Annotated in this window: 14 protein-coding genes; 2 read left to right on the top strand and 12 right to left on the bottom strand. The window is 55.0% G+C overall.

Annotated elements, in window-relative coordinates; all coding sequences use genetic code 11:
- From JCM12296_RS27185 to JCM12296_RS27150, 9 genes are all read right to left on the bottom strand, one after another.
- A partial coding sequence (locus JCM12296_RS27185) for a cache domain-containing protein (protein WP_172684133.1) occupies positions 1-889 on the bottom strand: 889 nt, incomplete at its 3' end.
- A gap of 3 nt (positions 890-892) precedes the next feature.
- Positions 893-1,069 carry a hypothetical protein gene (locus JCM12296_RS39000; RefSeq protein ID WP_157067933.1) on the bottom strand — a complete coding sequence of 59 codons (177 nt, stop codon included), beginning with the start codon at positions 1,067-1,069 and terminating at the stop codon, positions 893-895.
- Between the two features lie 166 nt (positions 1,070-1,235).
- Positions 1,236-1,901: an ATP-binding response regulator gene (locus JCM12296_RS27180; RefSeq protein ID WP_054699724.1), complete on the bottom strand. Its 666-nt coding sequence runs from the start codon at positions 1,899-1,901 to the stop codon at positions 1,236-1,238.
- Positions 1,902-1,953: 52 nt separating this feature from the next.
- Complete coding sequence (locus tag JCM12296_RS27175) at positions 1,954-2,322, bottom strand: response regulator (RefSeq protein ID WP_054699722.1); 369 nt, start codon at positions 2,320-2,322, stop codon at positions 1,954-1,956.
- 123 nt (positions 2,323-2,445) lie between these two features.
- Positions 2,446-3,675: a methyl-accepting chemotaxis protein gene (locus JCM12296_RS27170; RefSeq protein WP_246804944.1), complete on the bottom strand. Its 1,230-nt coding sequence runs from the start codon at positions 3,673-3,675 to the stop codon at positions 2,446-2,448.
- Positions 3,632-4,615 (bottom strand): cache domain-containing protein, encoded by a 984-nt coding sequence (locus JCM12296_RS27165; protein WP_054699718.1) that lies wholly within the window; start codon positions 4,613-4,615, stop codon positions 3,632-3,634. The genes JCM12296_RS27170 and JCM12296_RS27165 overlap by 44 nt, the downstream gene beginning before the upstream one ends.
- A 72-nt stretch (positions 4,616-4,687) precedes the next feature.
- Positions 4,688-5,941 (bottom strand): EAL and HDOD domain-containing protein, encoded by a 1,254-nt coding sequence (locus JCM12296_RS27160; RefSeq protein WP_054699716.1) that lies wholly within the window; start codon positions 5,939-5,941, stop codon positions 4,688-4,690.
- 30 nt (positions 5,942-5,971) lie between these two features.
- A complete protein-coding gene (locus tag JCM12296_RS27155; RefSeq protein ID WP_054699714.1) occupies positions 5,972-6,670 on the bottom strand; it encodes a response regulator in 699 nt (232 codons plus the stop codon).
- Complete coding sequence (locus JCM12296_RS27150; protein WP_083456566.1) at positions 6,640-9,066, bottom strand: hybrid sensor histidine kinase/response regulator; 2,427 nt, start codon at positions 9,064-9,066, stop codon at positions 6,640-6,642. Before JCM12296_RS27150 ends, JCM12296_RS27155 begins: the two co-directional genes overlap by 31 nt.
- A 281-nt stretch (positions 9,067-9,347) precedes the next feature.
- On the opposite strand from JCM12296_RS27150, the gene JCM12296_RS45830 reads away from it, so the two are divergent.
- Positions 9,348-9,638, top strand: coding sequence for a Clp protease/crotonase-like domain-containing protein (locus tag JCM12296_RS45830; RefSeq protein ID WP_246804940.1), 291 nt, complete (start codon positions 9,348-9,350; stop codon positions 9,636-9,638).
- Entirely contained in the window at positions 9,565-10,134 is a 570-nt protein-coding gene (locus JCM12296_RS27145; RefSeq protein WP_246804939.1) for an enoyl-CoA hydratase-related protein, read from the top strand. Before JCM12296_RS45830 ends, JCM12296_RS27145 begins: the two co-directional genes overlap by 74 nt.
- Positions 10,135-10,174: 40 nt before the next feature.
- Here JCM12296_RS27145 and JCM12296_RS27140 read toward each other — a convergent pair whose 3' ends face one another.
- The 3 genes from JCM12296_RS27140 to JCM12296_RS48220 all read right to left on the bottom strand — a co-directional run.
- Complete coding sequence (locus JCM12296_RS27140; protein WP_218188315.1) at positions 10,175-11,128, bottom strand: ABC transporter substrate-binding protein; 954 nt, start codon at positions 11,126-11,128, stop codon at positions 10,175-10,177.
- Between the two features lie 65 nt (positions 11,129-11,193).
- Positions 11,194-11,643, bottom strand: a complete 450-nt coding sequence (locus JCM12296_RS48225; protein ID WP_218188314.1) for an aldehyde dehydrogenase family protein — start codon at positions 11,641-11,643, stop codon at positions 11,194-11,196.
- The coding region (locus JCM12296_RS48220) for an aldehyde dehydrogenase family protein (protein WP_218188313.1) at positions 11,586-12,501 on the bottom strand (916 nt) is incomplete at its 5' end. The genes JCM12296_RS48225 and JCM12296_RS48220, both read right to left, overlap by 58 nt.

The following is a 12,501-nucleotide window of genomic DNA, read 5'->3' as shown; positions in this document are numbered from 1 at the left end:
ATTGGATATAGTCGCCATGCGGTTTCAGGGCGGCTTGGTATTCCTTTTCAAAAATCGCTTTCATCTCTTCAGGGTTATCATTGAAAACGTCCCAGAGTTTGCCAGCACCGGAGAAACGCTTTCCATTGGATACCAGTGCGTCTCCATTCAACCGGTTAACGAAGATATACCCTTCCTTGCCAAACCGTATTCTGCTGATATCCGCGAGCAGGTCCGACTTTATTTCGGCTTCAATGTCATCGACATACAAACCGGTTCCGATCAACCAGTCCCACGGCGCGAATCGTTTGATGTAGGAGATCTTCTTGAAATCGCTTCCATGGGTTCCCGGTTTGGTCCAGTGGTAGGTATAGAACCCTTCACCGGTCTGCCGGGCAAGCGCAATCATGTCTTTGATGACGGGCCGACCATGGGTATCCTGCAGGGTCAGCAGATTGCGGCCTTCCATGCCGGGACGGTCGGCAAACAGGATTTCGACACCATCGAACCGGGTGATAAAATAGTAGCCGCTTCCATTTTCAAATCGGATCGGTCGCAGGGCGTTGACGACCATTTGTTGAATTTCCGCCTCGCGCTTACCCTTTTGACCCTGTTGATAAATATTTTGAGCGATCGAAAATGCCTCATATACCCGCGACTTGATTTTGCGTTTGGTGATCTTCTCACTTTGTGACTTTTTGTATTGGATGATATCCACCACGCGCATCACTTCCTGTTTGATCACCTGTTTTTGATGCGCAATATAATCGGAACGAATTTGATCGGCACGCAGTCGGAAATCACGATACGCGTAGGTGGCATCGATGATGATCAACGCAATGCCCGTACCCAACAGAAAGATAACGCCCCAGATTTGAACATATTTTATAAAATCAACCTTTTTATGCATGATTTAATCGTTTGCCAACCGTTCGGATAGATAAAAGGAGAATTGAAGGGTGCGCGAGGATTTAATGAAGGTCACGGAATCGATGACGGTCATGGGAACCAGCAGGATGCGCATGCCGCCAATCACCAGTCGGGACTGCAGGGAAAGTATGGATCGGTTGTATGGCTGTCTGAACCGCAAGGGCATCTCCATTTCACTGTTTTGGATATCGCCCGAAATATATCCCCATTCCGCACGAAGATGCAGTCCAACCTGTATTTATGAATTATTTATCCTTTATAATAGAGGTGGTTTAAAATCATGACAACCCAAAACGTAACGAATTCGCTTAACGACAGAGAGAGGCCTAATTGCCCAGAGACAAAATCTTGGTCTCACCGATGTAGCTGACGGCATCGACCCGGCTGATCTGCATCAATCGCTTGGTGATTTCTCCCATGCGGTCGATCTGGACCTTCATCTTGGCGATCTTTTCATACGCCTTGGAGCCTTTCTCCAAGTCCATCAGCAACAGCTGAGAAATCCCGGAGATGTACTGAAGGGGCTGGTTGATTTCATGGCAGATGGTTCCACTCATGGAAAGTACGCTGCGCAGCTTTTCCTCTTCCTTGTTTTTCTGCGCAAGGGCTTCATGAACAAACGCCGCCTGTACGCGTTTAATCAGTTCAACCCGGTTGACCGGTTTGCGGATATAGTCATTGCCACCGGCGTCGAAAGCACGCGACAGGGTTCCGTCGTCGGTCGCACTGGTAACAAAAATGACCGGCATTGCGCCAGTTCGGGAATCCTTGCGCAACCGTTTACACACCTCGATACCATCCATATCCGGCATCATGATATCCAGCAGAATCAGATCGATCTGCCGGCTTGTGGCCATCTGGATACATTCCATGCCACTGGCCGCGCTCATCGTTTGATAGCCGCCTTTTTCAAGCATGTGCTCAACAATTTTTCGGTTCGTCAGCAAGTCATCGACGACAAGAATTTTTTTCTTTGCTTGAGGATTCAACATGCGTGTCTACCTGTTCGGATTCTTCGGGTTTATTCATGTGCGGGGGTGATCATCAAGCGCTGGCGATGCTCGTGGTGACCGCCTGCATATCGACGGGTTTGGCAAATAGGTTGATCACATTGTTGATTTGGCGAAGCTCGTCGGCGATTTTTCGATCCGCATAGGCACTCACCACGATGAACTTACACTGCGGTTTGACCAGCAAAATGCTTTTTATGGCATCAACGCCATTCCATTCAGGCATATGCAGATCGCAAACGATGACATCGTAGTCGAAGGTCACCCCCTTGCGAAATCCCAATCGTCCGTTTTCAGCCACTTCCACCGTGTGCCCGCTACGTTGCAGGGTCTCCACGTACAATTCTTGAAGCATGGCTTCGTCTTCGACAATCAGAACGCGTTTGTTTTTCTCTTCACCCATGATTCATTCTCCGTCGATCAAACAAAATGGTATTGGCCAGACCTGCGAATATGCAGGCACCGCTTCCAAGCAGCGTGTCGGCACGCCGGTCTATGTTGATTTGAACCCTTGACCGATGGGCGTCTAATGTGAGTGGCGCCCGATGTCGGCACTCTTCTCAGACCACAGGGCCGCATCCTCGGATGGGTCATGTTGGACGTCGATGTCTTTGAACGTGGCCTTGGTTTCCTGAAGCTTCAGATTCAACTGGGTTACCAATTGATGGGACTGATCCGACAGCTCTTCGGCATGCACCGAGGTCTCATCGGCCGACTGACGCATTTCGTCAATTTGCCCATTGGCGTCTTCCAGCATTTTCTTGACCTGCAGAATCGACTGCACCTGATCCGAGGACCCCTCTGAAATCGCCTTGGCGATCTCGGTGACCGCGGCAACGGATTCGACGATTTCTTCCAGCGCATGACCGGTTTCAGTGGCGATGGTCACACCGTTTCTGACATTTTGGGCCGATTTTTCGAGCAAGTCGGTTGTCTCTTTGACGGCATTGGATGAACGCAGCGCAAGGTCCTTTACTTCCTGGGCCACCACGCCGAAACCTTTACCGGCTTCACCCGCCCGGGCCGCTTCGATGGTTGCATTGAGTGCCAACAAATTGGTCTGATCGGAAATATCCTGCAGAACATCAAGGATTTTGATGATCTCTTGGCTCGATCCGTTGATTTCGTCCATGGCCGTGAGCATGGTTTTCATTTTCTGATTTCCCTCCCCGGCCATTTCGGTCGCCTTGGTGGTGATGTCGCTCGCTTCCCCCGCACGGTCCGCATTGCTGCTCGAACAAACGTCCACACGATTCATCATTTCGTTGATATCGGACAGCATGGACGACTGCCGCGCCAGATTTTCCGTCAGATAGACACAAGATTCCGTCGATTTTTTTGCCCGGTGGGCGACCTCTTCGGACGATTCCCCAATCATGTCCAGGATTTCATTTTGCACCCGGACCTTGAGGTCGATGGATTTTCGGCTTCCCACCAGTTCGTCAAGGCCGTCCTTGATTTGGGTGCTCATGGCATTCAGCGATTGTTCCAGCTTGCCGATTTCATCCTTGGTCTTGACCGTCAGGGCTTGCGAATAATCCCCCCTGGCGATCCTTTCCGAAAAATGGATGCACTCCCGTAAGGGGACAAGAATGATTTTGGAAACAAGGGCCGACAGCAGGCCAATCGTGAGAACGGCGATGACGACGGATCCGATGGCGTATTTGACGAACAGACTCGATTCCATCTGTTTCCCGGCCTGCCGGGTGGCGTCAATGGAAGCCAGGTGTTCGGCAATGTTCTGGGCCACAACCATCACGCCCACGGTTTTCCGGAAAATCATGGATCGGAAAAGCAGTCACATAATGGTCCTTCACGGATTTGGAAAACGGCGCGGTGGCGCCTTTTTGGAGCAGGTTGATATCGATCAGGGGTGATGTCACCGCACGATCTGTTGAAGCGGTATAGACAAACTTCTCACCGATCAAGGGATACTTGGAGGCATCCTGAAGCGCGGTGGCAACCGCCAGGTAGCGGGCATCCATGAAAACGGCATAGTTGACCAGCGGGCTGACTTTGATAATATCGAGCACCCCGTTAAAACCAAAAAAGACTTCGTTGGAACCGAGATGGCGGCCATCCGGCCCGATGACCGGCGTCACGCCGCGGATGACGAATCCACCGCGGCCGACTTCAATACCCTGCAAGGGGTTGTGCTCACCCTGGTTGATCGTTACGACCATGTCCCGAAAGGAGGAGAGGTCGTCGGAAATGTCAACTTTTTTCCCATTCCGTTTCGTCTGCCAACCGTCCCGCCAGACACGGGCAAAGCTGCGGTTGTTTTTCAAATGAAAGTGCAGTTTCAGGTCCGGCAAACCGGTATCGCGACGATAGGCGGGAATGATGGTTTTAAACAATTGACGCAGCTGCTGCCGCGCCTGCTGAACGATGGGGTCGTTTTCATCGTCGATATTGCCGCGCATGGCCAGCGCATAAGCCTCGAGTACCTGAGGCAGACGGGTAAAGAAGGTGGCCTCCCCTTTGCCTTTACCGCCAAATTTATCAATTTCCCTGTAAACGCGCTGTATTTCACTCGTTGCCGCCTTTTCCAGGGTCGACCACATATTGGCTTCACGACTGGCAACCTGGCGTTCGACCAGATCATTGACCATGGTACGGACAAAATACAGGCTTAGGCTTCCGGTCAGCAGAACCAGTATCGCGACGGGAACAAAAAATTTCGTTCGTAGATTCATATGTATCCTCGGTACGGTATGGCAGCGACACGCTCGCCAGTTTAATAAAAACCGCAACAAACGGGCCAGCGGTCATTGCATGGCTTGCGACATCTGACATGTCCAGGCCATGGCGCGGCTGGATGCCACGGCAACCCATTTCCGATCGATTTGGATCTCCCGGCACAAGCCTTCAACGGTGGGTGTATCGGCATTTTCGATGGCAAGGATTAGCTGTAAATACATTCCGTATAATGATGCCGGTTCAAAAAGGCCGGATTTGATCTCATCGGAAAGCGGCAATTTTCCGATCACGGTTTCCAGCGGAACGTCGAGCATGGGTTCCATGAGTGACAGCATGCCAAATAAAAACATGCTGTCAGGATCAAGCGATGCGGCTTTTGCATACTGCGCCAACTCCTCAAGGAAACGGCCGCGATTCAGTCCCATGAAGTAAAGCGCCGGGGTTTTGCCCGGCCCGCTCAGGTCGGCCATGATGGCCATTCGCAGCCAATACTTGAGATGCTTGATGCCGATCAGCCGAATCGCATGGGAAATCGATTCGATTTTTACATGAAAGCCAAAGGCGCTGGAGTTCAAAAAACGCATCAACCGGTAAGTGACACTCGGATCGGCCTTGATGCAATCTTTGATGGCATCAACGTCCAGCTCGGGCTGTTCTATTTCCTGCAAGATACGCAGCTTGGAAATCTGCGTCGATTTGAGCGTGCGCCCCCGCATATTGACGGGTTTGGCGAAAAAAAAACCTTGATAGAGGTCACATCCCAGGGCGCGTAGCTGTTCGACGGATTCGCGGCAATCGACTTTTTCAGCCAGTTTCATGCAATCAACGGAGCCCAGCTTCAAAAAAAGGTCCTCAATCTCTGACACGGTTTTGCCCATGGTGTCGATCTTGACGATGTCGGCCATGTCCAACAAGGCATCCTGGTGGCCTTGGCCCGTATAGGCTTCAAGCGCAATGCGATAGTCATCCGCCTTCAACGCCAGCAACGCATCGAGCAAGGCGCCGCTGGGCGCTTCGTCGGCCCTGACTTCAACGACGACGATGGATGCGGGAAGCCCCCGCGGAGCGCCTTCCAGAATCAGCTTCTCCGTGAAATTGATCGAAATCATTTTGGACGGGTCACAAAACTCCTGGGATTGGGCAAATCCGCAGGTGGCCACGAACAAGGTGGCGATGTCGTGGTTCTCGATTTCGGCGGACTGTTTGTCCGATCCATTGCGGTAAAGAAGCTCATACCCCCAGATTTCGCCGAAGTTATTGAAAATAGGCTGTCTGGCGATAAAAAAATGATCAAAAAGGGGTTCATTGTCAGGTAAAATCATTTACGGCTTTCCTTAATACGCCAGTTTCGTTCAAAATCCTTGCATGGCTTGTTGCAAACGCGTGAATGCCTGCGTCAGGAGCGGTATCATCGCCAGGAGTTGATCCCCATCACGGTGTTGACATGTCTGCTCTATGTCGGCGGCCACACGACTGAGCGCCAAGCCCCCCACGTTGGCCGCCGCTCCTTTGATTTTGTGCGCTTTTGCCATCACGACGGCCGCGTCGCCTTGCTGCATGGCGCCCGCCAACCCATTGATCTCGCCGGGAAGTTCTTCCAGGAAACTTTCCACCACCACGCCGGCCAACGCCGCATCCCCCGACAGCCGTGCCAAAAAATTATCCTGATCGAAGGTTATCACCGCTTCATGGCCATCTCCCGCCGGCGTCGACCGGTCAGGATGGGCAATGTCCGTCCCGGGACACGGCGGTACAACGGACGGTTGACATCCATTGAAATCCGTTTTGGCCACAGCCCCCACCGCCAGCCACTGCTCAACCACTTGTGACAGTACGTCCGGCAGGATCGGCTTGGTGATGAAATCGTTCATCCCGGCCCGCAGGCACTTTTCACGATCACCGTTCATTGCATGGGCGGTCATGGCAACAATCGGAATGTCGGGGGAGTGGGTCCCGTTCCGGGATTTGCGGATTTTGCGCGTGGCTTCGTATCCATCCATTTCGGGCATCTGGCAATCCATCAAGACAAGATCATAGGTCTTGTGCCCCAAAGCTTGCAGCGCCGCCTTCCCGTTTTCGACAACATCGGGTGGTAACCCTGTTTGTTCAGCATGGCGATCGCGACTTTCTGGTTGGTCAGGTTATCCTCCACCAACAGAATGGATGCCGGTCGTTGCCGCGTCCGGTCAGTGGCTTGGCGCGGGATCGCCCGCTCGGGTTCGTCGGTGGGCGCCGTGTCATTTTCCGCTATGGCCAGGGCGAGGCAGTCATACAGGTGGGCCCTGCGAATCGGCTTGGTGAGAAAACCATCGATGCCCAGGGGATCCCTGTCTTTCAGATGGCCCTGCTGACCCAATAAGGTCATGAGGATGACTGTCGTCGTCCGCAAAAAGGCATCGGTTTTGATCGTTTTTGCGAGTTGCCGATCATCCATGTCCGGCAAATGCGTGGCGATCAGGGCGACGTGATAGGGCACCGCCTGGCGTTGGGCCGAATGGAGCGCATCAAGGGCCGCCGAACCCTCATGCACGGTTTTTATTGAACATCCCCATACGCTTAGCAGGGTGACCAGGAGGTGGCGATTATACGCATTGGGCTCCACGACCAACACGTTCAATCCGTGCAAACGAGCGGTCATTGCCGATAGCGAATCCGTCATCGGGCGTTGGGTCTCAAAGGTGGCATCAAACCAGAAAGTGGCACCGTTTCCCACCTTGCTACGGACCCCGATCCGCCCGCCCATCAATTCAACGAGCTGTTTGGAGATGGCCAGCCCCAACCCGGTTCCGCCGAATTTGCGCGTGGTGGACCCATCTACCTGAACAAACGGCGAAAACAGGGCGCCCTGCCGATGCGCGGGAATGCCCACACCGGTATCGCGAACCTCAACATGAAGCGAAACCCGGTCCTGATTTTTTTCAACACATCCGATTTCCACGGACACATTGCCGGTTTCCGTGAACTTGACGGCATTTCCAATCAGGTTGATCAAAATCTGCCGCAGGCGATTGGGATCGCCCTTCAACAATCCAGGGACGTCGGGAGATAGGCGGCCCGTCAACTCCAGCCCCTTTTCATGGGCCTTGATGGCCATCACCTCGAGAACGTCCTCCAGGCACAGCTGCACGTCAAAATCCAGCGTTTCCAGTTCCAACTTACCGGACTCGATTTTGGAGAAATCGAGAATGTCGTTGATCAGTCTGAGAAGATCTTCGCTGGAAGTACGGATAATGTTGGCAAATTGGCGCTGCTCGTCCGAAAGGTCGCTGTCCAGCAACAGGCTGCACATCCCGACGACCCCGTTCATCGGCGTTCGAATTTCGTGGCTCATGTTGGCCAGAAACTCACTTTTGGCCATGTTGGCAAACTCCGCCTTAATGGCACACTCATTGGCACGATCGTTCGCCAGGATCAATTGATGATTGGCCGCTTCCAATTCGTTGGACATCTTCCGCAGATCATTCTCGAGACGGATAATCTGGGTGATATCCACAAAGGTTTCCAGTAAGTAGGCCCGGCCTTCCAGAACAAGCGGCCGAGCCGTTTTCAAAATCGGAATGGCGGTGCCATTCGCGGCAACCAATTTCGTGGCCAATTGGTTAAACTGCTGATCAAGATCGATGAGGGGACATTGGCCGCCTTTCGGTGGGCAGATGAACGCGTGGCATACCTTGCCGACGATATTCTCCTTTTTATCCCCGATCAACTTTTCGCCAAAGGCGTTGATATCAACGATCGTTTTGCTGTTGCGGTCGATCAGCACGATGCCGGCATCCACGGAGTCCTGGATGGTCGACATTTTTTGATCGCGGGCTTTCAATTGTTCGATCAGCTTGGTGTTTTCAAATCGCATGGCAATGCCATCGACGATGACACGATTCATCCGTCGCGCGGTAGACACCATGACGGCTGCGTAGACCAGACACAGCATGCCGAGCAAAAGTTGGAGTTCTTCACCCTGGAAAGTCAATCGTAGGGCGACGGGCACCATGACCAACAGGATATAGGCCACCGAAAGATTGAGGATAGCCGCGTAGGCGACCGTTCCACCGGCAACCATGCCGGCAAGAAGGACCGCCAGAAAGGCCAGGTGATAGGGATGACCGACGGGAAAGAAGACAATCCCGCCCGCCCCCCAAAGGGCGCCACCAAGAATCAAGCCCCATCGAAAACGGGTGAGGATGGGGCGCGGATCGACATCGGGCCGCCCCGCCGGGGGAACCCGCCGGATTTGAATGAATCGCCATGCGCTGATGCCGATATTGGCCAGCCCCCAGGCGGATAGGACAAAATGAGAATGGATCGACCAAAAGGCTACGACGACAATACAGGTATTCGCCACCACGGCCAGCATGTTGGCAATGGCGTTGCGCTGAATCATGGCCACTTGCGCTGCATACGTCGCTTCGCCTGTGGAGGGTACGCTGTAAAGGGGTTGTGAATTCATTTATCGGTTTTTCCGACGCTATGCGGCATCCCAGTAAACACGAGAGGTCTTGGATCCAATGCTTTATCGGGTAACTTTTTTGTAGACTTGAGCGCTTTCCTGGCTTTGCGGGGGGACACCTGTAACAAAAATGAAAGAAAACGGCGATGAAGCGTCATGCAGACCTTCGGCGTTGATGCAAATTCGTCAATCCCTTGCTCCCAGCCACCAAAACTGGTAATCCGCCATCATCCGGTAAAGCTGAAAATGCCATCGATCCCAAGCCCAAAGGAGCCCATTGCATGAACGACTGCATGAACCACACCGAAATTACCTTCGCTCGTGAAGCGGCCGTCGGCATCCTGACCCTGAACAATGCCGGCAAGATCAACGCCTTGTCCAAGCAGATGATCGGGGAGATTCTCCATCTGCTCGAGGCTGTGGCGGCGGATGAATCGCTGAAGGTACTGATCATCAAGCGTCTGGTAAACATTTCTGTGCCGGCCATTACCTGGCGAGATGATCGATGCGGGAATCAAGGAATACAAGTTCATCTTCGATCAATGCACGCGCATGATGATGCGGCTGCATGACATTCCCCAGGTGGTCATCGCCCAGGTACAGGGCATCGCCACGGCCGCCGGCTGCCAACTGGCCGCCTGGTGTGATCTGGTCGTTGCCGGGGAGGACGCCCGTTTTTCCACGCCCGGCGTCAGATTGGGGCTCTTCTGCACCACGCCCATGGTGGCCATTACCCGGGCCATCGGCCGCAAGGCGGCCATGGAGATGCTCGTCACCGGCCGCGAATTTCCCGCGCAAGAAGCCAAGGCCCTGGGGCTGGTCAACCGGGTCGTCCCCCTGGACCAGTTAGAGGACGCCACCCGTACGCTGGCCCACCAGATCGCCGAGGCCAGCGGCTTCGCCCTGGCCATCGGCAAGCAGGGACTCTACGCCCAAGCGGACATGACCGATGCCCAGGCACTGCACTATGCCAAGCATACCATCGCGATGAACAACATGGCCGAAGACGCCCAAAGCGGCATCAAGGCGTTCCTGGAAAAACGATCCATCGAATGGAAAAACCGCTAACCCCTTCGCCGAGTTTCCCGGGTCTTGATAGCCAAGCTTTTTATTGTTTCAGATAGGCCTCGAAGGCGGCCAGCGCGTCTTTTCCATCGGCCGTGGTGACGCCCGTGAACCATCCCCGGTAGACTTCGGGGTGGGCCTTGAGCCAATTCAAACCCGCCATGCGCGGCTTGAGATCTTTCTGCGCGTAAATCGTCGTCATGATCTGGTTCATCATGTCGATGGGGAAAAGCATGTTTTTTACCAACAGGGCCACGTTGGGCGCGTCGGTGTCGAATCCCTTGCGGATATTGGTCCAGACCGTGGCCGTGCCGTCATTGGGTCCGAAGGTCGCATCGGTGCTGCCGGTCAGGTAAGTCATGTCGATGCGCTCGTTCATGCTGTGGGGCGACCATCCCAGGAACACGATCCAACGCCCCTGTTTGACGCGGGACTGGACCTCGGCCAGCATGGCCACTTCGCTGGAGGGAACGATTTCGAATTTGCCCAGGCCGAACATGTTCTTTTGGATCATGTCGCGGATAATCAGGTTGCCGTCGTTGCCCGCCTCGATGCCGTGAATCTTCCAGTCGAGCTTGTCGCCGAACTTGACGATATCGGCAAAATCCTTCAACCCCCCTTGGGCACAGTAGGTGGGAACGGCCAGGGTGTATTTGGCGCCGGGCATGTTGGCCACGTATTGGATCACCGATCCGTTATCGAAAAATTTCTTGGCGACCGTGGCCATGGAGGGCATCCAGTTGCCAAAGAAGACATCCGCCGCATTGCTGGAAAGCGCGGCATAGACAAATGGTACGGCGTAAACCGTGTTCTCGGCGTCGTAACCGAGGCTTTCCAACACGGCGACGGCCAGCTCGCTCTTGATGGTCACGCCGGTCCAGGCCACGCTGGCAATGCGAATTTTCTGGGCGGCGCCCACGTTGGTTGCGGCCAGGGTCAAAACGGCAGTCACGGTGATAAAAACAAGGGTTTGCTTGAAACGGGGAAGCATCGACATCCGATCTCCTTTGGTGAAGGGTTGATCATGACGGTTACCGGGAGGCATTTTGCGCCAGCAAACGGTTACCGCCCAAACCAGTTGACCGGCTGGGGTCGGTGGTTGCGGTAAATGTGTTTGACCTCGGTGTACTCGTCGAGCCCCATGCGCCCGAGTTCCCGGCCCAGGCCCGATTGCCGGTAACCGCCCCAGGGTGCCTGGACGAAGTAGACATTGAAATCATTGATCCAGACCGTTCCGAAACGCAAGGCGCGGGAGACCCGCGCCATGCGGTCCGCATCGCGGGTCCAGAATCCGGCCGACAAGCCGTAAATCGTGCTGTTGGCGCGCCTGACGGCCTCCTCCTCGGTTTTGAAACGCTCCACGCTGATCACCGGGCCGAAGACCTCTTCCTGAACAATGCGCATGTCGTTTGTGCAATCGACAAACAGGGTGGGCCGGTAGAAGAAGCCCTGGGTCAGCGCCGGGTCGGCTGGCCGGGCGCCGCCCAGAACCAGCCGGGCGCCTTCCTCCATGGCGATGCCACGTACTTCTCCACCTTGTCCCGGTGGGCGGCTGAAATCAGGGGGCCCATCTGCACGCCATCGTCAAAGCCATTACCCAGCACGATGCGCTGCATGCGTGCCGTGAGTGCTTCCACGAAACGGTCGTGAAGGCCGTCCTGGACCATGACGCGGGCGCCGGCCGAGCAGATCTGCCCGGCATGGAAGAAAACGCCGTTGAGCACATAGTCCAGGGCGAGGTCGAAATCGGCGTCGTCGAAGATGATGTGGGGATTCTTGCCGCCCAGTTCCAGGGCCACCTTTTTCACGTTTCCGGCGGCGGCGCGCATGATGGTCTTGCCCGTGGCAATCCCGCCGGTAAAGGAGACCAGGTCGACGTCGGGGTTCTCGGCCAGTTCGGCGCCCACCTCGACGCCGGGTCCCAACACCAGGTTGACCACCCCCGTCGGGAATCCGGCTTCATGGGCCAGCTCGGCGATTTTAATTGTCGTCAGGGGGGTGATTTCACTGGGTTTCATCACGATCGTGCAGCCGGCCGCCAGGGCCGGCGCCATCTTCCAGGAAGCTTGCAAGAGCGGGTAGTTCCAGGGCGAAATCTGGCCGCAAACGCCCACGGGTTCCCGGACCAGCAGGCTGGTCGTCTCCGGGTGGGGCGATGCGATCACCTCGCCCCCATCTTTGTCCGCCAGGCCGGCAAAGTAACGGAAGATGCCGGCAATGTCGTCCATGTCCCAGCGGCTCTCGACCACCGTCTTGCCCGTGTCGAGGCTTTCCAGGCGGGCCAGTTCGTCGTGCTCCCGCTCGACCAGGTCGGCCAGCCGGCCGATCAGGCTGGCACGTTCGACAGCCGGCGTGTTCGGCCAGGGGCCG

The sequence above is a fragment of the Desulfosarcina cetonica JCM 12296 genome, assembly GCF_001311845.1.
Taxonomy (GTDB): Bacteria; Desulfobacterota; Desulfobacteria; order Desulfobacterales; family Desulfosarcinaceae; genus Desulfosarcina; species Desulfosarcina cetonica.
The sequence above is the reverse complement of the archived record's forward strand: the minus strand, read 5'-3'. Positions and strand labels throughout refer to the sequence as shown.

Bases quoted from the DNA above. Each gene is read 5' to 3' on its own strand.
- JCM12296_RS27180 (WP_054699724.1), bottom strand. From the start codon at position 1,901: ATGTTGAATCCTCAAGCAAAGAAAAAAATTCTTGTCGTCGATGACTTG.
- JCM12296_RS27175 (WP_054699722.1), bottom strand. From the start codon at position 2,322: ATGGGTGAAGAGAAAAACAAACGCGTTCTGATTGTCGAAGACGAAGCC.
- JCM12296_RS27170 (WP_246804944.1), bottom strand. From the start codon at position 3,675: ATGGTTGTGGCCCAGAACATTGCCGAACACCTGGCTTCCATTGACGCC.
- JCM12296_RS27165 (WP_054699718.1), bottom strand. From the start codon at position 4,615: ATGAATCTACGAACGAAATTTTTTGTTCCCGTCGCGATACTGGTTCTG.
- JCM12296_RS27160 (WP_054699716.1), bottom strand. From the start codon at position 5,941: ATGATTTTACCTGACAATGAACCCCTTTTTGATCATTTTTTTATCGCC.
- JCM12296_RS27150 (WP_083456566.1), bottom strand. From the start codon at position 9,066: ATGAATTCACAACCCCTTTACAGCGTACCCTCCACAGGCGAAGCGACG.
- JCM12296_RS45830 (WP_246804940.1), top strand. From the start codon at position 9,348: ATGAACGACTGCATGAACCACACCGAAATTACCTTCGCTCGTGAAGCG.
- JCM12296_RS27145 (WP_246804939.1), top strand. From the start codon at position 9,565: ATGATCGATGCGGGAATCAAGGAATACAAGTTCATCTTCGATCAATGC.
- JCM12296_RS27140 (WP_218188315.1), bottom strand. From the start codon at position 11,128: ATGTCGATGCTTCCCCGTTTCAAGCAAACCCTTGTTTTTATCACCGTG.
- JCM12296_RS48225 (WP_218188314.1), bottom strand. From the start codon at position 11,643: ATGGAGGAAGGCGCCCGGCTGGTTCTGGGCGGCGCCCGGCCAGCCGAC.